Below are 24,161 nucleotides of genomic sequence, written 5' to 3' on the forward strand. Positions count from 1 at the left end.
TTAGGTAAAAGCGTTAAAGCATTGTCAACGAAAAACCAGCCAACTGGCGCCAAACGTCAAGAAGTATGTCAAAAGCCAACTGATGTAACAGGGCGTGAAAGTGCCCGCTTTTGCTACTTCTGCAAACTCCCTGCCGGCATTACACTACCCACTTGATTGAAAGGGTGATGAGAGTACGTTGCCCTCAATTCGCCGTCCGCAGGCAAGGAGTGAAGGTTATGGAAGATCACGATTTCAGCGTATTGATTATCGAAAGCCACCCGCTGGTACGCTACGGACTGCACAGCCTGCTGGCGCAAGACCCGCGTTTTAAGCTGATAGTAGAGGCAAAAAGCGGTGCCGAAGGGGTGAGCAGAGCGCGCAGCCTGCGCCCCACCCTGATCCTGCTGGAGCGTGAAATCAGCGATATGCCCTACCCTGATGCGATCAGTGCGCTGCGCGGCGCTTCGGCCGATTCGCAGATTGCGGTGTTAATAAACCAGCAGTGCGCTGACTTTTCGGCACTGATGACTTCCGGCGTTCAGGGAGTGATTCTAAAACGCACCGAAACGGAGCCACTGCTGGCAGAGATCGTCAAGGTTGCGCAGGGCGGTAAGGCCTGGAGCGCGGCTCTGCAGGGGATTTATGGCGCCGCAGTACAGCAGGCCGATCGGCTGAGTATTCTCACCGGGCGCGAGCGTGAAGTCTTGCGTGAGGTGGCAAGCGGGTTGGCGAACCGTCAGATAGCCGACTGCCTGGCGATTTCAGAGCAGACCGTGAAGGTGCACATCCGCAATGTGCTGCGTAAGCTAAACGTGCACTCACGCGTGGCCGCCACCGTGCTCTGGTTATCCAGCCCGCACGCCAACCTGTAACTGGCCGGGGCCGCTTTCGTACGATAATTTACATATTCTCCTCATTTTCTCCACGATTACTGACACACGGGCAGGTAAAGTGATTAACTGCCGGAGCGTGTTGAATAAATTAAAAATTTTGCTCCGCGCTGGACGCAATATGCCTAACGCCGCAGGAAATACCGGCACTCTTTTCTTCTACTCTTTACTCAGATAACACGCTGCGGAGCTCGAGATGGCGAATTTCTTTATCGACCGCCCCATTTTTGCCTGGGTGCTGGCGATCCTGCTGTGCTTAACCGGCGGCCTGGCGATTGTCTCGCTGCCGATTGAACAGTATCCCGATCTGGCTCCCCCCAACGTACGCATTACGGCTAACTATCCGGGTGCTTCTGCCGAAACGCTGGAAAACACCGTGACTCAGGTGATTGAACAGAACATGACCGGCATCGACAATCTGATGTACATGTCGTCGCAGAGCAGTAACACCGGCCAGGCCACCATCACCCTCACCTTTAGCGCCGGGACCAACCCGGATGAAGCGCGCCAGCAGGTGCAGAACCAGCTGCAGGCCGCCCTGCGTAAACTGCCGCAGGACGTGCAGTCGCAGGGGGTTACCGTCAATAAAACCGGCGACAGCAATATCCTGATGGTGGCGTTTGTCTCCACCGACGGCAGCATGGACAAGCAGGATATCTCCGACTACGTTGCCAGTAATATCCAGGATCCCCTCAGCCGTATTGACGGCGTCGGTCAGGTGGATGCCTACGGCTCGCAGTATGCGATGCGTATCTGGCTCGACCCGGATAAGCTGATTAACTATGCGCTGACCACCGCCGATGTGGTCAGCGCCATCGAATCGCAGAACAGCCAGGTCGCCGTCGGCCAGCTCGGTGGCCTGCCCTCCGTTGATCGCCAGGCGCTGAACGCCACCATCAACTCCCAGTCGCTGCTGCAAACCCCGGAGCAGTTCCGCGAAATTACGCTGAAAGTGAATACCGACGGCTCGGTGGTCACCCTCGGCCAGGTGGCAAAAGTCGAGCTGGGCGCCGAAAAATATGACTTCCTCAGCCGCTACAACGGCCTGCCCGCTTCTGGTCTCGGTATCAAGCTGGCATCCGGCGCCAACGAAATGGAAACCGACAAGCTGGTGCGCGCCCGCCTGGAAGAGCTGTCACACTATTTTCCGCACGGCCTGAAAACCGAAATCGCCTATGAGACCACGCCATTTGTTAAAGCCTCGATTGAGGACGTGGTGAAAACCCTGTTCGAAGCGGTGCTGCTGGTGTTCCTGGTGATGTACCTGTTCCTGCAAAACTTCCGCGCCACGCTAATCCCAACCATTGCCGTTCCCGTGGTGCTGCTGGGCACCTTTGGCGTGCTCTACACCTTTGGCTACAGCATCAACACCCTGACGATGTTCGCGATGGTGCTGGCGATAGGCCTGCTGGTGGACGATGCCATCGTGGTGGTGGAGAACGTTGAGCGCATCATGAGTGAGGAGGGTCTGTCACCGCGGGAAGCGACGCGCAAATCAATGGGCCAGATTCAGGGGGCGCTGGTGGGTATTGCGCTGGTGCTGTCGGCAGTCTTTGTGCCGATGGCCTTCTTCGGCGGCACCACCGGTGCGATTTACCGCCAGTTCTCCGTGACGATTGTTTCGGCCATGGTGCTGTCGGTACTGGTGGCGATGATCCTTACCCCTGCCCTGTGCTCCACCCTGCTGAAACCGCTGGCGCAGGGGCATCACCACGGTCGTCGCGGCTTCTTCGGCTGGTTTAACCGCGTGTTCAACAGTCAAGCGCAACGCTACCAGCGCGGCGTCGCCAGAATTCTCGCCAAAGGTGGCCGCTGGCTGCTGCTCTACCTGGCGCTGATCGCCATTATGGCCCTGCTGTTTGTGCGCCTGCCTACCTCCTTCCTGCCGCTGGAGGATCGCGGTATCTTCACCACGCAGATCCAGCTGCCGCCGGGCTCCACGCTGCAGCAAACCACCAAAGTGGTGGAGAAAGTTGAGAAGTATTACCTGACCGAAGAGAAGACAAACGTGCTGTCGGTGTTTGCCACTATCGGCTCGGGACCGGGCGGTAACGGGCAGAACGTCGCGCGTATGTTTGTGCGCCTGAAAGACTGGAAAGAACGGCAGGACAGCGAAAACTCCGCCTTTGCCATTATCGAACGCGCCACCAAAGCCTTGAGTAAAATCAAGGAGGCACGGGTAATTGCCAGCAGCCCGCCGGCCATTACCGGGCTGGGTAACTCCGCCGGCTTCGATATGGAGCTGCAGGACCACGCTGGGCTGGGGCACGACGCCCTGATGAGCGCACGCGATACGCTGCTGGAGATGGCGCAGAAAAACCCTGCGCTGACCCGCGTACGCCACAATGGTCTGGATGACAGCCCGCAGCTGCGCATTGATATCGATCAGCGCAAGGCGCAGGCGCTGGCCGTCTCGCTGGATGATATCAACGCCACCCTGCAAACCGGCTGGGGTTCGACCTACGTCAATGACTTCCTTGACCGTGGCCGCGTCAAGAAAGTTTACGTGCAGGCCGATGCGAAGTTCCGCATGCTGCCGGACGACATCAGTAAATGGTACGTGCGTAATACCAACGGGGAGATGGTGCCGTTTACCGCCTTCGCCACCACCCACTGGGAAACCGGTTCGCCGCGCCTCGAGCGTTATAACGGCTACTCGGCGCTGGAAATTGTCGGTGAATCGGCCGCGGGCGTCAGTAACGGTGCCGCCATGGACGTAATGGAGAAGCTGGTGAGCCAGCTGCCAACCGGCATCGGCCTGCAGTGGACCGGGGCGTCACTGCAGGAGCGCATGACCGGCGCGCAGGCCCCTGCGCTGTACGCGCTGTCGCTGCTGGTGGTGTTCCTGTGCCTCGCCGCGCTGTATGAGAGCTGGTCGATTCCCTTCTCGGTGATGCTGGTGGTGCCGCTGGGGGTCATCGGTGCGCTGGTCGCCACCTGGCTGCGCGGGCTGGAAAACGATGTTTACTTCCAGGTGGGTCTGCTGACGGTGATCGGGCTGTCGGCGAAAAACGCCATTCTGATCGTAGAGTTCGCTAACGATCTCAATACCCGCGGAGGCGATCTGATTGAATCAACGCTGGAGGCATCACGCCAGCGCCTGCGACCGATTCTGATGACCTCGCTGGCATTTATCTTCGGCGTGCTGCCTATGGCCATCAGCAACGGTGCCGGTTCCAGCAGTCAGCATGCGGTAGGGACGGGCGTGATGGGCGGGATGATTTCGGCGACGGTACTGGCGATCTTCTTTGTACCGCTGTTCTTCGTGGTGGTGCGCAGGCGCTTCCCGCTGAAAGAGAAGCCGCTGTAAGAGACAAACCCTGAAGATTGTCTGCAGCAAAAAGGCAGCCTGAAAGGGCTGCCTTTTATTTATTTGGGATACTGAAGATCAAGCCGGTTGACAGGCTCGCCGTGCTTTTCTTAATGAAACTCATTACTTACGTAACATGGTTTCAATAAAGTCTTTCCAGTTCCCTAGTTCTAAATCGATCATAATGCCCTCTCTTATTTTGTGGGGTCATTTTAGGACGATTCCTAGTCAATTGGAAGTGATTGCGGCCAGTTACTGCCATAGGTAAAAGCGTGATTAATCGGGTTTGGCTGAATTTGTGTGCTGGCGCACACTCCTCAGGTAATGATTTCTAAGGTAATTATCAGGCGGTCAATAGATAGCCGGGTTTTGGAATTTTTCAAATCCGCAGAAAGGTGACCCGGCGCGCGAATGCCACCGGGTGGGCCAGTTATTTCAGAATGATCACTTTGTCATAGCCGCCGCTTTCACTGTCGATATGCGTCTTGGCATCAGGATGCTCTCTCATCACCGCCTCGACGATCTGGGCAAACTCTTCACAGCGCGAATTTTTTTTGCGCGTCAGGACAATCGTTGACTGGGTCTCTTCGACCTTGTGCGCCGCCGACTCTTTAAGATAGTTCATCGCTCCCCTCCTTTTATCATGGGTTTCTACCCCTCCGAATATAGATGAAGTCCACAAATAACAGAAGGGTACAGAAGTCTGACTTTTGATACAGGGCATCAAACGCCCCCTCTTACTTCAGCGTCGGCATATCTGGTCTATGATTGATTTTTAGCGCAGCGGCTGTTGGTGGCGTTCTCAATAACGAGGTGATTCAATGCAGTCGAGCACATTGGGTAAGGGTTGGGGTAGCGAATATCACGAAACGGGTCAGGTAAACTTTCGTCTCTGGGCCAGCGGACAGCAAAAAATCGCTCTGAAGCTGGATAACGTTGAGCACCCGATGCACACCGTCGGCGATGGCTGGTTTGAGCTGCAGCTTGCAGACGTAAAACCCGGTAGCGCCTATCAGTTTGTGCTGGCGGACGGCACCGCCGTGCCTGACCCGGCTTCGCGCGCGCAGCAAACGGACGTTAACGGCCCTTCGCTGGTCGTCGACCCGCACAGCTATCGCTGGCAAAACGCCGGATGGCAGGGGCGAGCGTGGGAAGAGAGCGTGTTCTATGAACTGCACGTCGGCACCTTTACCCCGCAGGGCACCTTGCAGGCCGCTATGGGTAAACTGCCGCAGCTGGCAGAACTCGGCATCACCGTGATTGAGCTGCTGCCGCTGTCGCAGTTTGGCGGCGAGCGCGGCTGGGGCTATGACGGCGTGCTGCTGTATGCGCCGCATTCCGCCTACGGAACGCCGGACGACCTGAAAGCCTTTGTCGATGCGGCACACGGCCTTGGGTTGTCGGTGGTGCTGGATATCGTGCTCAACCATTTTGGCCCGGAGGGCAACTATCTGCCGCTGCTGGCCCCGGACTTTTTTGATCAATCGCGTAACACCCCGTGGGGACCCGGCATCGCCTATCACGTTGACGCGGTGCGGCGCTACATTGCCGATGCCCCGCTGTGGTGGCTGCAGGAGTACCAGCTGGATGGATTACGCTTCGACGCCATTGACCAGATTGTCGATAGCTCGCCAAAGCACGTGCTGATTGAGATTGCCGAACGCATCCGCGCTGAAATCACCACCCGCCCAATCCACCTCACCACCGAAGACTGCCGCAACGTCACGTTCCTGCATCGCCGGGCGCAGGATGGATCCACGCCGCTGTTCAGCGGGGAGTGGAACGATGATTTCCACAATGCCATGCACGTGCTGGCAACCGGCGAAACCCACGCTTATTACCAGGATTTTGCCCAGCAGCCGGAGAAACTGCTCGCCCGCGTCCTGACCGAAGGGTTTGCTTATCAGGGCGAAGTGTCGCCGCAGAGCGGGGAGAAACGCGGTGTCGATAGCCGCAGCCAGCCGCCGGTGGCCTTTGTCGACTTTATTCAGAATCACGACCAAACCGGCAACCGCGCGCGCGGCGATCGGCTGATTAGCCTGGCCGGCAGCGAGCGTACTCAGGTTCTGTACGCTGCCCTGCTGCTGTCGCCGCATATTCCGCTGCTGTTTATGGGCGAGGAGTACGGCGAAACTAACCCGTTTATGTTCTTCACCGATTTTCACGGCGAGCTGGCCAGAGCGGTGCGCGAAGGGCGCGCCAGAGAGTTTGCCGGCCACGAGGATCATATGGATGAGAGCGTGCCCGACCCGAACGCTGAATCAACCTTTATCAGCTCGAAGCTCGACTGGCAGAAGCCTGAGAGCAGCGCAGGCGCGCAGTGGCTGGCGCTGACGCGGCAGCTGCTGGCCATCCGCCACCAGCATCTGGTGCCGCTGCTGGCCCACGCCCCTGGCAATTGCGGCAGTGTGATTGAAACCGCGCCCGGCTTCCTCGCCGTCAGCTGGAAGTGGCCGCAGGCAACGCTGTCGATGGCGCTGAACACAGGAGAGCGCGCACACGCCCTGCCTGAACTGCCCGGCAGCACCCTGTTCGCCTGGCCTGAAGCCGCAGAGGAACTGGCACCGAATGCCATTATCGTCCGGCTGGCAAAGGAGGAAGCAGCATGACTATCCCGAGCGCCACTTATCGCATCCAGTTTCGCAATGGTATGACCTTTGACCGCGCCGCCGCGCTGGTGCCCTATCTGCAGCGGCTCGGCATCAGCCATCTTTATGCCTCGCCGATCTTCACCGCCACGCACGACTCAACGCACGGCTACGACGTGACGGACGCCAACGAGATCGAACCGTCGATCGGCGGCCGCGCCGGATTTGATCGCATGGTTGAGGCGCTGCATCGCGCCGGGCTGGGGCTGATCCTCGATATCGTACCCAACCATATGGCCGCCTCGCTGGAAAACGCCTGGTGGTATGACGTGATCGAACACGGCGCTGACAGCCGTTATGCCCACCATTTTGATATTGACTGGTCAAGGCGGCTGACGCTGCCCTTCCTCGGCGACGGCTTTGAACACGAGCTGGAAAATGGCCAGATTGCGGTCAAGCCAGACCCCACCACCGGTAAACCGGCCCTCGCCTGCTACGACAGCTTCTACCCGCTGTCACCCGCCAGCTGGCAGGGGCGCGAGGCCGAGGTGTTGCAGCTGACCGATCGGGCAGCCATCAGCGCCCTGCATGACAGCCAGCCGTGGCGGCTGATGAACTGGCGCGAGGCGGCCAGCAACCTCTCTTACCGACGTTTCTTTGAGATTACCGGCCTGGTGGGCGTGCGGGTTGAAGATCCCCAGGTGTTTGCCGATACGCATCGCCTGATCCTCGAACTGGTTCACAGCGGCGCGGTCAATGGGCTGCGGGTCGATCACGTCGACGGCCTGGCCGATCCCAAAGGCTACCTTGACCAGCTGCGCCAGCAGGCCGGAGCGGACTGTTACATCACGGTGGAGAAAATCCTCGCGGAGGAGGAGCATATTCCCGCCGAATGGCCGATTTCCGGCACCACCGGCTATGACTTTATGGCGTCGCTCTCCGATGCGCTGGTCGATAATGCGAAACTGCCCGCATTACGCAAAATTTATCAGGAAGTGGTCGGCAAACCGGTCAATATGGTCGCCGAACTGCGGGCCGCCAAGCTGCTGATGGTCGAGAATAACTTTGCCGGAGAGTTCACCCGGCTGGCGGCGCTGCTCGGTGACATTGCCGCTGCCGACAGCCGTGCGCCCGATGCCCAGGCACTGCGCCTGGCGCTGCGCGAGCTATTGATTGCCTTCCCGGTGTACCGCACTTACGGCACCCCGCAGGGCATGCCCACCGACAGCCGCGCACTGCTGCAGCGCACCGCGCAACACCTCAGCGCCAGCGCTTATGCGCCGGACAGCAGCGCGCTGGCATTTCTGCTGCAGGTGCTTAACGGTGAAGTGGCAGAGCAACAGCGCGCCACGGCGGATGAGTTGCGCAGTCGTTTTCAGCAGCTCACCGGGCCGCTGATGGCAAAATCGGTGGAGGATACGCTGTTCTTCCGTCAGAACATGGCGCTGGCGCTGAACGAAGTCGGTGCTGAACCGCTGCCGCGCACCTTCTCTGTCGACCGCTTCCACGCGGAGATGCAGACGCGGCTGGCGCGCCAGCCGGATGCGCTGTCCGGCACCACCACCCACGATACCAAGCGCGGCGAAGATGCGCGCGCGCGGCTCTACACCCTGACCGAAGCCCCGGACGTTTGGGCAGCCTGCGTGATGCGCTGGCGCCAGATGAATCAGGCCCGGGTCACGCTGCTGGCCGACGGCCCGGCGCCGAAACCCGCCGGAGAGTGGATGCTGTACCAGGCACTGGCCGGCGTCTGGCCCGCCACGCTGCAGCCGGATGACGAAGCCGGACTCAGGGCGCTGGATGAACGCTTCCAGGCCTACGTGGAGAAAGCGCTGCGCGAAGCCAAGCTGCGCACCAGCTGGGTTGACAGCAATGATGCCTATGAAAAGGCGGTGCTCGACTACGCTCACCACCTGCTCTCCCCGGCTAACCTGACATTTTTGCAGGACTTTACCCGCTCGCTGCAGCCCTTTGTGCGCGCCGGGCTGGTCAACAGCCTGACGCAGACGGTGGTGAAACTGACGGCGCCGGGCGTGCCGGATATCTATCAGGGCAGCGAAACGCTGGACTTCAGCCTGATCGACCCCGACAACCGCCGCGAGCCGGATTATCCCGCACTGGAGCGCATGCTGGCCGGGCAGCAGTTCCCGATATCCACCGGGGAAGCAAGCTGGCTGAGCGGGCAGCTCAACCAGCACGCGATCGCCAGCCTGCTGGCAATCCGCCAGCAGCTGCCGGCGCTGTTTTGCCGCGGTGACTATCTGCCGCTCGCCGCCGCCAATGCTGAGCAGGATCATCTCATCGCCTGGGCAAGAGTGGACGCCAGCGACGCGCTGATCGCCATCGCGCCGCGCCTGGTGTTCAGCGCCGTGCAAAACGGTTTTGCCGCCACCTGCCAGGTGAGAGTCGATATCGCACTGCCTGCCGGGCTAACCCAGCGCCGCTACCGTAATATTTTCAACGGCGAGGAGATAACCAGCAGCGAACGTTTAGAAACTACCCTGACCGGACTTTTCCCGGCCATTTTCATCGCCATACGCTGACCTCTATCAGCGTCAACGTCGCTACATAACTTGCACGATGGGGAGAGAGCATGTCGGACAGTCAGCTTTATGAAATAACCGCGGGTTACAGCTATCGTCTGGGTGCCAACGTTGAGGAGAACGGGGTGAATTTCGCCCTGTTCTCCGCTCACGCCGAACGGGTAGAACTTTGCCTGTATGACGCCAGCGGCAAAAACGAAATTGCACGCCTGACACTGCCGGAATACACCAATGAGGTGTGGCACGGCTTTGTGCCGCGCCTGCAGGCGGGAGCGCTGTATGGCTACCGCGTCTACGGTCCTTATGAGCCGGAAAACGGCCATCGCTTTAATCACCACAAGCTGCTGATTGACCCTTACGCGCGCGAGCTGGTGGGCGACATTGAATGGGATGCAGCCTGCTTTGCCTACGATCTTGAGCACGAAGATAAAGACCTGACCTTTGACACGCGCGACAGCGGGCCGTTTATGCCCAAGTGCAAAGTGATCGACCCGGATGAGTTCAACTGGCACGACGAAAATCGCCCGGCGATTGCCTGGTCGGATGCGGTGATCTATGAGGCGCACGTCAAAGGCTTCACCCAGCTTAATCCGGCGCTGCCAGAAGCCCTGCGCGGCACCTATGAAGGCATGGGGCACCCGGCAACCGTCGACTACATCAAAAACCTCGGGATTACCTCGGTTGAGCTGCTGCCGGTGCACTGGTTCCCGGACGATCAGCACCTGCTGGATAAAGGGCTGAAAAACTTCTGGGGCTATAACACGCTGGCGTTCTTTGCCCCGGCCTCACGCTATTACGGGCCGGCGGGTATTCAGGGCTTCCGCGATATGGTGCGCGCCTTCCATGATGCGGGTGTCGAGGTGATCCTTGACGTGGTGTATAACCACACGGCGGAGGGCAACGAGCTTGGCCCGACGCTCTCTTTTAAGGGCATCGACAACTACTCCTACTACCGCACGCTGCCGGAAGAACATCGCTATTACATCAATGACACCGGCACCGGCAACACCGTGAATACCTCGCATCCGCGCGTGCTGCAGATGGTGCTGGACTCTCTGCGCTTCTGGGCGGAATCGATGCATATCGACGGATTCCGCTTCGACCTGGGGACGATTCTCGGGCGCGAACCGCAGGGCTTCGACCCGCGCGGCGGCTTCTTCGACGCCATTATGCAGGACCCGGTGCTGTCAAAACTGAAGCTGATTGGCGAGCCGTGGGACATTGGCCCCGGGGGTTATCAGGTTGGCGGCTTCCCGCCGGGCTGGGGCGAATGGAACGACAAGTATCGCGACACCGTGCGCGAATACTGGCACGGCGACAATGTCTCCAGCGATTTTGCCGCACGCCTGCTCGGCTCCGGCGATCTGTACGACCAGCGCGGGCGCCGCCCGTCGGCCAGCATCAACTTTATCACCGCCCATGACGGCTTTACTCTCAATGACCTTGTTTGCTGGAATGAGAAGCACAATGAAGCCAACGGCGAGGACAATAACGACGGCCACAACGATAACCGTTCATATAACTTCGGTGCCGAAGGGCCAACCGACGATGAGACCATCAACGCCCTGCGCGACCGGCAGAAACGCAACTTCCTCGCCACGCTGCTGTTCTCCCACGGCACGCCGATGCTGCTGGCGGGCGACGAGTTTGGCCGCAGCCAGCAGGGCAACAACAACGGCTACTGTCAGGACAGCGAGATCTCATGGGTCCACTGGGAAAATCGCCGCCCAGCTGACGATGAGTTACATGAATACACCCGCCATCTGCTGACGCTGCGCGCTGCGCAACCGCTGCTGCGGCGCGAGAGCTGGCGCGATGGCATGGAGATAAAATGGTTTAACGCCGGGGGCGGCTTCCAGCTGCCCGAGCACTGGGAGCATGGCACCACGCTGGGCGTCTATCTGTCACGCGCCGATCTGCAGCAGGAGGACGGGATCTGGCATGACGTGCTGATGCTGTTCAATCCGTTTGAGGGCAATGTTCCCTTCCTTATCCCGCAGCTTGGCGAAGGCGGCTGGGTGCTGGAGATCACCACCAGCTCCACCGCTAAGCCAGGTATGGTGATTACCCGCGAGAAGGATTTTGAACTGGAGGGACGCAGCTTTGCGCTGTTCAGAAGGCCGTAACGCTGGCAGTCTGGATCGAAACCCCGTACTGAGGCATTATTTGCTAATTAACTGATTAGCAAGGTATCGGCGATGGCAGCATTCCTGCCCATCGCCGCACCGCGTCTTAAGTACAGGGAACCGCGTTATGACAGACAACACAGCAACAACCCCGCTGACGATGTACGGCATCAAAATATATTTAACATTTGGATAATATCTATAAATAGCCCCATACCTTATTAAAAATAAGGCAATATTTGCATCATACCCTACTGCACTTCTCCCCAGCCCTAAAAAACCAATAACAACTAAGACGAAATTTATTTATAATAAAAACTCACTCACAGCTCAATAATTCAAATCAGCTTAAATGATTTAAATTCTATATGACGATGCTTTACATATTCATTTTTGATACAACATTTCTTATACTTTATCCCACTACCACAAAAACACCTCTCGTTTCTTGATACTTTAACCCAATCAGGATTCTTCTTCATAAAATCCAAAACAATAGCTTCAGAGAAATTAACTGGATTCATTTTTTTATCATTAAACAAAGACACCATATCGATAAAAACCTTAAAGGATGGATGATCATCGTTAATTCCAACCACAAGCCTTTTATCTAAAGGGGAATGCACCAATGCAATATGATCCAATCGTTCTATTTTATTTATTATTGCATAAGCTATTTCACCGAAGTATAAATCACCTCTCAAATGCTCACAATCATCACTATCCATGTCTTTATGACATATACTACACTCATGATTTGACTCGATAAAACCAACACTTGAAAATAAACCATAGGGATATAATCTTTCTAATGACAACAGTTGCTTTTCAAAAAACAAGACAGTTGTACACTGAAGAGTATAGAATTTTTTAATACTCCTAAGGCTATCCAAAGAGTCTTGCAAAGAAACCCATGAATTATAGTATTTTTTATCTTCGATACTTCCCCAGAAAGAAGCCAAGTTATCAAAAAACGTAAAAAAAACCTCCCATATATAACCGTCATTCCTTTCTTTTTCTGCAGTTGAATTACTCTTTGATATTCTAATTTGTGAAATCGCGTCTTTTGCAATAAGTTTAACATTATGATAGTGACGGAGGCTTAACTCATGAAATATAGACTCAACATACTCACGAGGCACAAACCGTAATGTCAATGAAGACAATTTCAATTCATACATTATTTCTACTCCATGAACTTATTAACGCTGAATTTTTGAACCGTATCTTTTAGAGCATCACTGCTTCCTTTGAAAAAAAATTCCTTTTCAACCCCATCCTTTTCATTTTTATATTTAACATTAAAGGTTATTTCATTTCTTTCACCTTCCAACCTACCTCTGAAACAGTATTGAACATACTCAAAAACGAGTTTCAAGTAGTCCCCCAATGTTCCTTCAATAGCTAAATTCACGTAAGGAAGTATTAAGGAAAAATCATGAAGTGCATATTTTTTAGAATCCAAAGGAATTTGAAAATCAACTTCGGGGTGATTCATTTTTACCCACTTCCTAAAGTTTCCTGAATCTGTTGGGACCGCGCCATGATAATTTTCGTTGCCCAGAACTTCGATCTTCATTACCCAAACCCTTTGTTAAAATAAATAAAAAACCTTATTTCACTGCAATTTTGTAACATAAAATACATTGAGCTACTTTTTAAACTTAGTTTATATCCCTTGCATTCAAAAGGATAGTAGGTGGAACCAGGAAACCGTTCCACTGTAAAAAAAGATAATCTATAATATGTTGATATAAAAACTTATCAAGTAAATAGTAAATCCAATAACGTTGAGTAGAGTTAAACCTTGTCATAAATATAGATTTTAATATTGAAGTGTAATTACAACCTTCATCATCACTTATTTTTATTATTTCCACTACCTCAATAAATAATGAAAGGCCATCCAAGATCTCGAAACTAGAGTATTCCATTGTTGCAAAATATGAAAATTCCTCAAGTTCGTTTTCTGTCTCGCCTTCTTCATGTGCCTGCAGTGCAGTAACCACAAAATCATTACACTCGTCACATAATGCATCAAGGTTTATAATTTTATTTGTTAATTGGCAATACAATCCTTTTTTTAATGATCCTTCCAACTCACTTACTAAACTTCTAACAATTTCAATATTCTCCTTTCTTTCAATAAGCCTGTAAGATTTCATCGATTCATCTAAAGTTCTAATCAAAATTAAAACAGTAATAAATGTTAACAACGGAGCTAGCACCCCAGCCACCCCACCTATAAATGAACCAAATGCCCCCCAATCGCCAGCTTCTTTTGAAAAACCAGAATGAAAATTATAAAAATATAATACAAATGGAATGGATATTATAAACACAAAAAAAATAGCTGCACTCATATACCCTTTGATAAATATCAAAATAAACTTAATAAATTTATGTGTGTTTCGCATAACTCCCACCTAAAAAATTAAATCCTAACTAGTTTTTTTGTATTTTTTCAGTGAAAAAAGAGTGCCATATGATAAAAAAGTGACTCAGAATTCACACAAGACATTGATTTAATTATTTTATTTTTCATAAACGACGTCAGAAACTAACTTCCTGATCCTTGGAAAAGCAGCCTAAATCAATGCCTCTGCAGTATGGCATATGCTGCAAACCCCAATCAAGTAAGATAAAGGAGACATTATCAAGCAAGTGACCGTTGTGATTTCAGGATACAATCGAATTCTAATAGCTCAAAAAAACGTCTAATATCTTACCGAGAAATCACTTCGTTCTAATCAACCTTCTATATAACCCCAATATTATGGGCAAATCCTAGATTAGCTATTTTTTCTATAATAATCATCAGACCAGACAAGTCAAATACCCAACGCGGCATTAACAGGTACATTGTTTTCAAGTATCGAGATCGCAGGTATGCTACTGACCATTAGAAAAATATAGGAAACCTCATGAAAACTAAGGCAGATCGCCAGATGACGATGTACGGCATCAAAAACTGCGACACCATTAAAAAAGCCCGCAAGTATCTGGAAGCGCACGGCGTGGCCTATCAGTTCCACGACTATCGCGCTGACGGGCTGGATGCAGAACTGCTGCAGCGCTTTATCGACACGCTCGGCTGGGAGCCGCTGCTCAACACGCGCGGCACCACCTGGCGCAAGCTGGATGAGGCGGTGCGTAATGCGGTGAATAATCCCGCAGCCGCACGCGATCTGATGCTGGCACAGCCGGCAATCATCAAACGTCCGTTGCTCTGTGCGCCGGACGGCACTATGCTGCTGGGCTTCAGCGAAGCCACCTGGCAGCCGTTTATTCAGGAGAAGTCATAATCATGTACTGTCCGGTCATTGAGCTGACGCAGCAGCTTATTCGTCGCCCTTCCCTCAGCCCGGATGATGCCGGTTGTCAGGCTATTCTGATTGCCCGCCTGCAGGCGCTGGGTTTTACTATTGAGCCGATGAACATCGGCGATACCCTGAACTTCTGGGCATGGCGCGGTCAGGGTGAAACCCTGGCGTTTGCCGGCCACACCGACGTGGTGCCGACCGGCGATGCCAACCGCTGGATCAACCCGCCGTTTGAACCCACCATCCGCGACGGCATGCTGTTTGGCCGCGGCGCGGCTGATATGAAAGGTTCACTGGCAGCGATGACCGTGGCCGCCGAGCGCTTTGTCGCCGCGCATCCAAACCACAAAGGCCGCCTGGCTTTCCTGATCACCTCTGATGAAGAGGCCAGCGCCACTAACGGCACGGTGAAGGTAGTGGAAGCGCTGATGGCGCGCAACGAACGCATGGATTACTGCCTGGTGGGCGAGCCGTCGAGCACCGAAGTGGTGGGCGACGTGGTGAAAAATGGCCGTCGCGGCTCCATGACCGCCAATCTGACCATTCACGGTGTGCAGGGCCATGTGGCTTATCCGCACCTCGCCGATAACCCGGTACACCGTGCCATGCCCGCGCTGAATGAGCTGGTGGCCACCGAGTGGGACCAGGGCAATGAATTCTTCCCGCCGACCAGCATGCAGATTGCCAACGTTCAGGCCGGCACCGGTAGCAATAACGTCATCCCCGGTGACTGCTTTGTGCAGTTCAATTTCCGCTTCAGCACCGAACTGACCGACGAGCTGATCGTTCAGCGCGTGCAGGAACTGCTGGACCGCCATCAGCTGCGCTACAGCATTGAGTGGAAAGTGTCCGGTCAGCCGTTCCTGACCTCACGCGGTAAGCTGGTGGATGCGGTTGTTAACGCGGTTGAGCACTATAATGAGATCAGACCGCAGCTGCTCACCACCGGTGGCACCTCTGACGGGCGCTTTATTGCCCGCATGGGCGCACAGGTAGTAGAACTGGGTCCGGTGAACGCAACCATTCATAAGATCAATGAGTGTGTAAAAGCCGCCGATCTGCAGCTGTTAAGCCGCATGTATCAGCGGATTATGGAACAGCTGATCGCCTAAGCGATCTGGGGTGAAGATATGGAATTTTTGAAGCATTACTGGTGGATACTGGTGATCCTGCTGATGGTCGGCATTCTGATGAATGTCTACAAAGACCTGAAGCGAATCGACCATAAAAAGTTTCTCGATAACAAGCCTGAGCTGCCTCCGCATCGTGATTTCAACGATAAGTGGGATGATGAAGACGACTGGCCGAAAAAGAAGTAGCCTACTACCCGCATTTAATTTCAATTTGTGAAACTCCGCTCAGCCCCTTTTTTTTATCCGGGGCTGGCGTTGCTGCGCATAAAATTTGCTCTATTTTGTAGTGACAGGAATGTCACTACAGGGATAGGGAATGCCTTTGCTATACTTACACCATGGGTACACTTACGAGTGGGACTCAAAGAAAGCACAGCACAATTTAGATAAGCACAAAATAAGCTTTGAGCTTGCCTGTGAGGTCTTTGACGATCCCAACATTCTCTCTACCCGCGATCTGTCTGAAATTTATGGCGAAGAAAGATGGCAGCATTTGGGTGAAATTAAAGGCTGCGTGGTTTTGCTGGTTGTCAGCACCGATCGGAACGACAACATACGGATAATTTCCGCTCGTAAAGCGCTGCCAAAAGAGATCGGGAGATACAGACAATGGTAGGAAAGCTAGAGCAACTGAATGAGCTGGCAACGATTCAGGCCAAAGACATTGATACCAGCGATGCGCCAGAGTTAAAGGACAAAGCATGGTCAACGGCTGAACGCGGCAGGTTTTATCGGCCAAAAAAAGTACAAAAAACGGTGCGTATCGACGCAGATGTTCTTTACTGGCTTGAGAGCAAAGGGCCGGGCTATCAGACGCGTATCAATAACATTCTGCGTGAAGCCATGGGCAATGAAGGAAAATAGCGATGCCGGGTAGCTGTACTGCCCGGCATAAACCTACATCAACGCAATCACATCATCCTCGCCCGGCGTTGCCCCGCCCAAGGCTTCGTCAAAATAGCGGCGCGGCACGGTAAACCGCAGGCGATCGAGCGCCAACTGCATCGCGCGGTCATCCACCGCATGCGGTAGATCGTCGACGATATCCAGGGTTACATCCCCTCCCAGCGCCGTTAAACGCGCTTCCGCCGCAACCGCGTGAGTAAGCGGCAGCGTACTGTCATCGTCGCCGTGGATCAGATGGAGCGCGGAAGAAAATGAACGGTTTTTGACGATGACGTTGAATTTATTGCAACGAGTCAAGCCACTGGCGCCACCGATCGGCCTGCTGAGCATCCAGCGCCATCAGCCCCTGCCGGGCTTCCTGGCGCTGCGCGGCCAGCAGCGCTTTACGCCCGGAGAGTTTCGCCCTGGCTATCACTTCAGCACTGCGTTGTTGCTGCAGAAGAGCGGCACTCAGCAGCGGCAGTGCGCAGGGCCGCTGGCTGACCAGCCTGCCCAGCGCGGCCAGGCTGGCTTCAAACGGCCGCTGTGCCCAGGCGAAACCGGCCAGCTCACGCCAGTCATCCTCATCAATATCAGCATAGCAGTGTGTCGCGAGCGGCAGCTCTTCTCCGGGCAGCTGACGACGTAACCACGCCCCTGCCCGCTCGAAGCGCTGCGCGGCACGCTGTGCCAGCTGCTGTCCAGCGGGGCTGAGCGGCAGAATCGCCATCGCGCTGAAGCAGCCGCTGCTGGCCTCGCGCACGCTGCCGATACGCACCAGCTGAAAACCGCAGCGCTGCCAAAACTGCCAGAGCGCTGAGGTGAAGCCAAAGCTGACTGACAGATAATCCAGCCCCTGCGCCTGCTGCTGACAGCCCGCCACCAGCTGCTGACCGATGCCCTGCCCGCGCAGCGCGGCGGCGACCGCAATCCGGCTGATGCGCCTGGAGCGCAGCTGAGGCGCGTCGACCTGCCCGGCATGCGCCGCCAGCGACTGCGCCACCAGATTGCCACGCGGGCGGCGGGTTCCGGCCCAGACGGCGCTGGACAGCGCCGCGCTCAGGCCGCCCTCATCCACCAGCCATAGCGCTCCCTGCACGCTGTCGCCCTGCAGCGCAGCGCTAAAATGCATGCCGGGCGCATCCATCATGCGCCGCAGATCGAGCGGCGAAGTGCGGTAGTGCGCGCTGGTTAGCAGCTGATATACCGCTGCCATTCGCGCAGGCTGCCGCCCCCAGTCGGGCTGTTCCAGCGCCACGTAATCCATGCTGCCATGCTGCGGCTCGACCTCCCGGTCATCAAACAGCAGCGCATCGCTGATAAAAGACTCCAGCGGATCGTTCGCCGCCCAGCGTAATGGAGTATCGAGCTGATGCAGCGTCACATTGGGCAGCGCGGCGCAGAATTTCAGCAGGAAGCCACGCCCGGTGCCTTCGTAACCCTGCACCGTGGTGGTCAGCAGCACGCGCGGAAACAGCGCAACCAGCTGGTGCAGCAGCGGCGCGGGGATCGCCGCCGCCTCGTCAATCAGCAGCCAGTCCACGCCGGGCTGATGCAGCGCCGCTTCGGCCAGCAGTCGGTCGGGCGCGATAAAATGAAAGGCATCACCGGCAAACTGCGCCAGTACCTCGGTGGACACCTTGCCCGGCGCGGTGACCAGGCAGCGCCCCGGCCAGCGTGCGGCCAGCATGCCCGCCAGCGCAGACTTGCCGCGCCCGCGCGCAGCGGTGATCGCCTGAACACCAGGAGACGCGTGCAGAAGTTTTGCCAGGATTTGCTGCTGCTGCAGGCTGCCATCGTCCGGCAGCCAGTGCGGCACGGCTTCAGCGACGGGTAATATCAGGGGGTGATTTTCTCGCCAGAGCACGGCCCGGGCATCGGCCTGTATCAGCTGCTGCAGACGCTGAATAAAACGCGGGGTGGCGCACGGCGCATCGCGCTCGCTCCAGCGCAGTGAATCCTCGTCAGGCTGCTGCGCCCAGTGGTCCCACTCCGGGACCAGCAGCAGCAGCCAGCTGCCCGCCTGTAACGTTCCGGCCAGGGCGGCCAGCGCTTCGGTGTGAAAACCGCTGCGGGCGTCAAATACCGCGTGGCGGAACTCGCGCCCCAACAGCGTGCGAATAGCAGATGGCGCGCAGCTTTGCACGCTATGCGACGGCTCGCCAACCCACAACCAGTCGCCGGGCAGCTGTTCCATCAAGCCTGCAGCCTGCTGTTCACTCCATTGCGCTGTCCCGCTGAGCACCAGCAGTCGTCGCCAGCCCTGGCACTGCAGCCGCGCCGTGCCGTCGCGCCACTCACTCACCCGCGTTTAACCGGCAAAGGTATTACACTGGCCAGGATTTCCGCCATCGAAGCCTTTTTTAAACCAGGTGTAGCGCTGCTGTGAAGTGCCGTGGGTAAAGCTGTCCGGCACCACGCGCCCCTGGCCGCGCTGCTGCAGACGATCGTCACCGATCGCCTGGGCTGCATTCAGGGCCGATTCGAGGTCACCGGTTTCCAGCACGTTCTGCTGCTGCATATAGTGGCCCCAGACGCCGGCAAAACAGTCCGCCTGCAGTTCCATCTTCACCGACAGCTGATTCACCTGAGTCTGGCTGGCACCCTGCTGCATCTGGCGAACTTTCTGCTCAATGCCAAGCAGGTGCTGGACGTGGTGACCAACTTCATGGGCGATCACGTAGCCCTGGGCGAATTCTCCACCCGCACCGAGTTTATTTTTCATTTCGTCATAGAAAGAGAGGTCGATATAGACTTTGCTGTCGCCGGGGCAGTAGAACGGCCCCATCGCCGCCTGGCCGCCGCCGCAGGCGGTCTGCGTCTGGTTGCGGTACATCACCAGCGTAGGGGCTTTCCACTGTTTCCCCATCTGCTGGAACAGCTGCTGCCAGGTATCTTCAGTCATGGCAAAGATGGTGCGGGTAAACTGCGCCGCTTCATCCTCTTTCGGGCTGGCCTTGCGCTGCTGCTGGGAAGTTTGTGTCATCTGCGTGCCGTCCCCGCCCAACAGCGGCGAGAGGTCGTAACCGTAATAGCTGGCCACCACCACCACGATAAGCAGAATAATTCCGCCTTTTCCACGGGGAATACGCATACGCCCACCGCCGACGGTTCCGGACTCGTTACGGCGATCTTCTACATTGTCGCTTTCGCGACGCCCTTGCCAACGCATACAGTTATCCTCATGATCGCTCAAAACAGCGTATGTGGATTTTAGTCTGACGCAGCGGGGAAAACCAGAAAACGCGGAAATGGAAGAGGATTTTGCGCAAAAGGCTGAGGAAGGCCGGGCGCACCCGACCTCAAAATAGCGGGTTAGTCGAGCTTCACGCCCAGACGATTAGCCACTTCTTCATAGGCTTCAATCAGGCCACCGAGGCTCTGACGGTAGCGGTCTTTATCCATCTTGTTCAGCGTCTCTTTGTCCCACAGGCGTGCACCGTCCGGGGAGAACTCATCGCCCAGCACCACTTCGCCTTTGAACAGGCCAAACTCCAGCTTGAAGTCAACGAGGATCAGGCCCGCGTCAGAGAACAGCTTGCTCAGTACGTCGTTCGCTTTGTAGGTCAGCTCACGCATACGCGCCAGGTTCTCTCTGTTTACCCAGCCGAAGGTTTCACAGTAGGACTCATTCACCATCGGATCGTGTTTCGCATCGTCTTTCAGGAACAGGTCAAACAGCGGTGGGTTGAGGATCATCCCCTCTTCCACGCCCAGACGTTTTACCAGCGAGCCAGCCGCACGGTTACGGACCACACACTCAACCGGCACCATATCCAGCTTCTTCACCAGCGCTTCGTTGTCAGAGAGCAGGGCTTCCATCTGCGTTGGGATACCGGCTTCCTGCAGTTTGGTCATGATGAAATAATTGAACTTGTTGTTAATCATTCCCTTACGGTCAAACTGTTCGATGCGCTCACCGTCCAGCGCTGACGTATCGTTACGGAATTCGAGTACCAACAGATCCGGGTTTTCGGTGCTGTAAACGGTTTTCGCTTTGCCGCGATACAACTCAGCTTTTTTCTGCATCTTGTTTAACTCCAAACGATAATGAACTGTTACTGTCGGACCGGCTGAACCGGGCCGTTAATATTTTGCCTGGCGGAATTATATGTTCCGCGGGTAAAAAACCGAAGCAATCGTTTACGTCAGACGTAAATAAAAAGGCCGGAAGTATCCGGCCTTGTGGCTTACTTGCTGAATGCGGCCTGGAACACCGCCACCAGCGCATCGTTCTGCGACTGGGTGAGCGGGTGACCTTTAGGGTCGAGGAACTGCAGGCTGCTACGGTTATCGAGGTCACCGACCTGAAGTTTGTAGTCGCCGTTTTTCAGTTCAGGATCCTTGGCACCCAGTTCGTCGAAGGTATTGCTGCCTGGCGCTTTATAAGTCACGTTCAGGCTACCCTGTGAGCGGTTGTTGTCGGTCACTTCCATACCAACGCGCTTCAGCGTTGCCGGCAGGCGCTGCCAGACCACATTGAACGGTGCACGCAGGATCAGATTAGGCAGGCCGGTATCATCGGCACCGCTCTGTACGTCAATTTGCGTTGGGCTGCGGCTGGCAGCGGCATCTTCACGTGTGGTTTCAACCTTATCCATGGTGGCGCTGATTTCGTTCAGCATCTGAGCGGTGTAACGCTGGATCTGCACTGGCGAAGTCACTACTTTATCCTGCTGCTGCAGCTCAAGCAGTTTCACCATCAGAACCTGCTGGCCTGCCTGCGGCTGCACGCTCAGCTGATAGCGGCCACGGTACTGATTATCTTCATCAGCACGGTTCCACTGTACCCAGTCGGTGGTCAGGGATTGACGCGCATCCTGACGGTCGGCAATCGGGAACTTCAGTGACTGCACCGCGTCAACAACCTGCGGCCAGATAGCGCTGCGGCTGTCGACCATCAGCGTACCGGTGTTACCGGCAAACTGGCTGCGGGTGCCGTTCATCAGTGCCAGCGTCTGTGCTGGCGGACGAATGTCCAGCTGCTTGCCTACCTGCCCATTAGGGTTGACCGACGGAATATCAAAGTCGCCATTTTGAATCGGCAGGATCATGCCAGCAGGCGCGCGCAGATCGCTAAGATCGGCGGCCTGCAGGTAGGATTCGTCACCGCTCACCTGACGCTTGTAACGCTGGTCGTTAGAACATGCTGCCAGCAGCATAACCAACGACAGTCCCACCACTTTCGCTACCGTGGACTTTTGTACTGAGTAAGCCATTAATTCTCCCTAAATTTAAAGCAGGCCAGCGTTTTTCAGTGCCTGCTCAACAACCGGACGACCGGCATCGGTCAGCGGCGTCATTGGCAGACGCAGCGTATCGGTTGCTATTAATCCTAATCGTTTCGCGGCCCATTTCACCGGGATAGGATTCGGTTCAGCAAACAGCTTGTGATGCAGATGCATCAGGCGCTGGTTCAGAATGCGCGCTTCGGCAAAGTTGCCCTGCTGCGCCAGAGCGCAAAGCTCGACCATTTCACGTGCGGCAATGTTTGCCGTAACGGAAATCACGCCGTGCCCGCCCAGGTGCATGAAGTCGAGCGAGGTGGCATCATCGCCGCTCACCAGAATAAAGTCTTCATTTACCCGCTCTTGGATCTGACTAACCCGCGATAAGTTCCCGGTGGCCTCTTTGATTCCGATAATATTTTTAATTTTGGCCAGGCGACCGACGGTTTCCGGCAGCAAATCCGTGCCGGTACGTGACGGTACGTTGTACAGCATCTGCGGCAGCTCGGTGCTTTCCGCGATGGTTTTGAAGTGCTGATACAACCCTTCCTGCGTCGGACGGTTGTAGTACGGCGTGACGGTCAGGCAGCCAACAACGCCAGAATTTTCGAAACGTTTGGTCAGAGAGACGCCTTCCGCAGTGGCGTTTGCACCGGTGCCGGCAATAACAGGGATACGGCCATCGGCCAGTTCCAGTGTCAACATCACCACGTCACCATGTTCATCATGGCTCAGGGTGGCGGACTCGCCGGTGGTTCCTACAGAAACAATTGCCGCGGTGCCGCTGGCAATATGGTAATCAATCAGTTTTTTCAGACTCGCACGGCAGACATTACCTTTGTCATCCATCGGCGTTACGAGTGCAACAATACTTCCCGTGAACATTAGCCATCCCCTCGACAAACAAGTGCTTCATGGTACGTTTGACCGTGCAGTAAAAGCAAGCGCGCAGCACGGCTCAAGCGCTTGTCAGCAGTTTTTTTTATGTTTACCTTATGGTTATTAGCATTTGCACAGGAAGATTGATTTTGTCGCAGTCATCGCAACACCATTTGGTTATCACTGCCCTTGGGGTTGACCGCCCGGGGATCGTCAATACTATCACCCGTCACGTCAGCAGCTGCGGGTGCAATATTGAAGATAGCCGGCTGGCTATGCTGGGTGACGAGTTTACCTTTATCATGCTGCTGTCCGGCAGCTGGAACGCCATCACCCTGATTGAATCGACGCTGCCGTTAAAGGGGGCAGAGCTGGAGCTGCTGATTGTGATGAAGCGCACCAGCGCCAGTACGCGACCGCCCCTGCCCGCCACGGTGTGGGTGCAGGTGGAGGTCATCGACTCCCCGCACATCATTGAGCGCTTTACCGATCTGTTTGATTCGCATCAGATGAATATTGCCGAGCTGGTGTCGCGCACACAGCCTGCACAAGAAAACCAGCCACCTTTGCTCTATATTCAGTTAACCGCCCATAGCCCGGCCAGCCAGGATGCGTCATTAATCGAGCAAGCGTTCAACCGGCTATGTACAGAACTCCATGCTCAAGGCACTATTAAGGCGGTTTCTCACCACGGCGCGTAATCCTTAACCTGCACGTGGGAAGCGCGTGAATTTTAACCCTGGTATGATGATAAAAATGGAGAGTAGTGATGAATCCACTGAAAGCCGGTGATACTGCACCGAAATTTAGCTTGCCCGACCAGGACGGCGAACAGGTAAATTTAACCGACTTCCAGGGACAGCGCGTTCTGGTATATTTCTACCCGAAAGCGATGACGCCAGGCTGTACCGTACAGGCATGCGGTCTGCGCGATAGCATGGACGAGCTGAAAAAATCCGGGGTTGAAGTATTAGGTATCAGCACCGATAAGCCGGAGAAGCTCTCACGCTTCGTCGAGAAAGAGCTGCTGAACTTCACTCTGCTGTCTGATGAAGACCATCAGGTATGCGAGCAGTTTGGTATCTGGGGCGAAAAAACCTTTATGGGCAAGACCTATGACGGCATCCACCGCATCAGTTTCCTGATCGGCACTGATGGCAAAGTTGAGAAAGTTTTCGATGATTTCAAGACCAGTAACCACCACGATATCGTGATGGATTACCTGCAGTCGGCGTGATTTGAACCTGCGGGCCGACCCGCAAACGTCGGGGCCG

At 55.4% G+C, this 24,161-nt stretch carries 23 protein-coding genes; 12 read left to right on the top strand and 11 right to left on the bottom strand.

Translation table 11 applies throughout. The features are described from left to right. Positions 1-218 precede the first annotated feature (218 nt). Together J2Y91_RS01690 and acrD are read left to right on the top strand one after the other, a co-directional pair. Positions 219-854 carry a LuxR C-terminal-related transcriptional regulator gene (locus J2Y91_RS01690; RefSeq protein WP_133623099.1) on the top strand — a complete coding sequence of 212 codons (636 nt, stop codon included), beginning with the start codon at positions 219-221 and terminating at the stop codon, positions 852-854. Between the two features lie 214 nt (positions 855-1,068). Then, entirely contained in the window at positions 1,069-4,182 is a 3,114-nt protein-coding gene (gene acrD / locus J2Y91_RS01695) for a multidrug efflux RND transporter permease AcrD (protein WP_133623098.1), read from the top strand. A 123-nt stretch (positions 4,183-4,305) separates the two neighbouring features. On the opposite strand, the gene ypfM is transcribed toward acrD, so the two are convergent. Both ypfM and J2Y91_RS01705 read right to left on the bottom strand, forming a co-directional pair. Next, positions 4,306-4,365, bottom strand: coding sequence for a protein YpfM (gene ypfM / locus J2Y91_RS01700; protein WP_118665656.1), 60 nt, complete (start codon positions 4,363-4,365; stop codon positions 4,306-4,308). Between the two features lie 247 nt (positions 4,366-4,612). Next, positions 4,613-4,807 (bottom strand): hypothetical protein, encoded by a 195-nt coding sequence (locus J2Y91_RS01705; RefSeq protein ID WP_048915236.1) that lies wholly within the window; start codon positions 4,805-4,807, stop codon positions 4,613-4,615. Positions 4,808-5,003: 196 nt separating this feature from the next. On the opposite strand from J2Y91_RS01705, the gene treZ reads away from it, so the two are divergent. From treZ to glgX, 3 genes are read left to right on the top strand one after another with little or no spacing between them, the layout of a single operon-like run. Next, positions 5,004-6,791: a malto-oligosyltrehalose trehalohydrolase gene (treZ, locus tag J2Y91_RS01710; RefSeq protein WP_253536874.1), complete on the top strand. Its 1,788-nt coding sequence runs from the start codon at positions 5,004-5,006 to the stop codon at positions 6,789-6,791. Then, positions 6,788-9,313 (top strand): malto-oligosyltrehalose synthase, encoded by a 2,526-nt coding sequence (gene treY / locus J2Y91_RS01715; protein WP_253536875.1) that lies wholly within the window; start codon positions 6,788-6,790, stop codon positions 9,311-9,313. Before treZ ends, treY begins: the two co-directional genes overlap by 4 nt. A gap of 50 nt (positions 9,314-9,363) precedes the next feature. Next, positions 9,364-11,439 carry a glycogen debranching protein GlgX gene (glgX, locus tag J2Y91_RS01720; RefSeq protein ID WP_253536876.1) on the top strand — a complete coding sequence of 692 codons (2,076 nt, stop codon included), beginning with the start codon at positions 9,364-9,366 and terminating at the stop codon, positions 11,437-11,439. Between the two features lie 338 nt (positions 11,440-11,777). Here glgX and J2Y91_RS01725 read toward each other — a convergent pair whose 3' ends face one another. From J2Y91_RS01725 to J2Y91_RS01735, 3 genes are all read right to left on the bottom strand, one after another. After that, positions 11,778-12,620: a YecA family protein gene (locus J2Y91_RS01725; RefSeq protein ID WP_253536877.1), complete on the bottom strand. Its 843-nt coding sequence runs from the start codon at positions 12,618-12,620 to the stop codon at positions 11,778-11,780. A gap of 5 nt (positions 12,621-12,625) precedes the next feature. Next, a complete protein-coding gene (locus J2Y91_RS01730; protein WP_253536878.1) occupies positions 12,626-13,018 on the bottom strand; it encodes a hypothetical protein in 393 nt (130 codons plus the stop codon). Positions 13,019-13,103: 85 nt separating this feature from the next. Next, positions 13,104-13,856 (bottom strand): hypothetical protein, encoded by a 753-nt coding sequence (locus J2Y91_RS01735; RefSeq protein WP_253536879.1) that lies wholly within the window; start codon positions 13,854-13,856, stop codon positions 13,104-13,106. Between the two features lie 507 nt (positions 13,857-14,363). Between J2Y91_RS01735 and J2Y91_RS01740 the strand changes: the two genes are divergently transcribed. The 5 genes from J2Y91_RS01740 (at position 14,364) to J2Y91_RS01760 (ending at position 16,759) form a co-directional block, all read left to right on the top strand. Continuing rightward, on the top strand, positions 14,364-14,744 hold the full coding sequence (locus J2Y91_RS01740) for an ArsC family reductase (RefSeq protein ID WP_253536881.1): 381 nt from the start codon (positions 14,364-14,366) through the stop codon (positions 14,742-14,744). A gap of 2 nt (positions 14,745-14,746) precedes the next feature. After that, positions 14,747-15,874, top strand: a complete 1,128-nt coding sequence (dapE, locus tag J2Y91_RS01745; protein ID WP_048915231.1) for a succinyl-diaminopimelate desuccinylase — start codon at positions 14,747-14,749, stop codon at positions 15,872-15,874. An 18-nt stretch (positions 15,875-15,892) separates the two neighbouring features. Next, positions 15,893-16,081, top strand: coding sequence for a YpfN family protein (locus J2Y91_RS01750; protein ID WP_048915230.1), 189 nt, complete (start codon positions 15,893-15,895; stop codon positions 16,079-16,081). 130 nt (positions 16,082-16,211) lie between these two features. Next, positions 16,212-16,511: a BrnT family toxin gene (locus J2Y91_RS01755; RefSeq protein ID WP_048915229.1), complete on the top strand. Its 300-nt coding sequence runs from the start codon at positions 16,212-16,214 to the stop codon at positions 16,509-16,511. Then, the gene (locus J2Y91_RS01760) at positions 16,505-16,759 is read left to right on the top strand and encodes a BrnA antitoxin family protein (RefSeq protein ID WP_048915228.1); all 255 of its coding nucleotides are present in this window, start codon (positions 16,505-16,507) and stop codon (positions 16,757-16,759) included. Before J2Y91_RS01755 ends, J2Y91_RS01760 begins: the two co-directional genes overlap by 7 nt. Before the next feature lie 33 nt (positions 16,760-16,792). Here the strand turns inward: J2Y91_RS01760 and J2Y91_RS01765 are convergent, their stop codons facing one another. The 6 genes from J2Y91_RS01765 to dapA form a co-directional block, all read right to left on the bottom strand. Beyond that, positions 16,793-17,131, bottom strand: coding sequence for an alpha/beta hydrolase family protein (locus J2Y91_RS01765; protein WP_418756173.1), 339 nt, complete (start codon positions 17,129-17,131; stop codon positions 16,793-16,795). After that, positions 17,082-19,085: a tRNA(Met) cytidine acetyltransferase TmcA gene (locus J2Y91_RS01770; RefSeq protein WP_253536892.1), complete on the bottom strand. Its 2,004-nt coding sequence runs from the start codon at positions 19,083-19,085 to the stop codon at positions 17,082-17,084. The genes J2Y91_RS01765 and J2Y91_RS01770 overlap by 50 nt, the downstream gene beginning before the upstream one ends. 6 nt (positions 19,086-19,091) lie before the next feature. Continuing rightward, complete coding sequence (gene ypfJ / locus J2Y91_RS01775) at positions 19,092-19,952, bottom strand: KPN_02809 family neutral zinc metallopeptidase (RefSeq protein ID WP_048915226.1); 861 nt, start codon at positions 19,950-19,952, stop codon at positions 19,092-19,094. Positions 19,953-20,095: 143 nt separating this feature from the next. After that, entirely contained in the window at positions 20,096-20,809 is a 714-nt protein-coding gene (gene purC / locus J2Y91_RS01780; RefSeq protein WP_048915225.1) for a phosphoribosylaminoimidazolesuccinocarboxamide synthase, read from the bottom strand. Positions 20,810-20,970: 161 nt separating this feature from the next. Then, entirely contained in the window at positions 20,971-21,999 is a 1,029-nt protein-coding gene (gene bamC, locus J2Y91_RS01785; protein WP_133623092.1) for an outer membrane protein assembly factor BamC, read from the bottom strand. A 15-nt stretch (positions 22,000-22,014) separates the two neighbouring features. Continuing rightward, positions 22,015-22,893: a 4-hydroxy-tetrahydrodipicolinate synthase gene (gene dapA, locus J2Y91_RS01790; RefSeq protein WP_048915223.1), complete on the bottom strand. Its 879-nt coding sequence runs from the start codon at positions 22,891-22,893 to the stop codon at positions 22,015-22,017. A gap of 143 nt (positions 22,894-23,036) precedes the next feature. On the opposite strand from dapA, the gene J2Y91_RS01795 reads away from it, so the two are divergent. Together J2Y91_RS01795 and bcp are read left to right on the top strand one after the other, a co-directional pair. Continuing rightward, the gene (locus tag J2Y91_RS01795; protein WP_048915222.1) at positions 23,037-23,588 is read left to right on the top strand and encodes a glycine cleavage system transcriptional repressor; all 552 of its coding nucleotides are present in this window, start codon (positions 23,037-23,039) and stop codon (positions 23,586-23,588) included. Between the two features lie 68 nt (positions 23,589-23,656). Continuing rightward, positions 23,657-24,124 carry a thioredoxin-dependent thiol peroxidase gene (bcp, locus tag J2Y91_RS01800; protein WP_048915221.1) on the top strand — a complete coding sequence of 156 codons (468 nt, stop codon included), beginning with the start codon at positions 23,657-23,659 and terminating at the stop codon, positions 24,122-24,124. Positions 24,125-24,161 lie beyond the last annotated feature (37 nt).

This window comes from Erwinia aphidicola, from assembly GCF_024169515.1.
Taxonomy (GTDB): Bacteria; Pseudomonadota; Gammaproteobacteria; order Enterobacterales; family Enterobacteriaceae; genus Erwinia; species Erwinia aphidicola.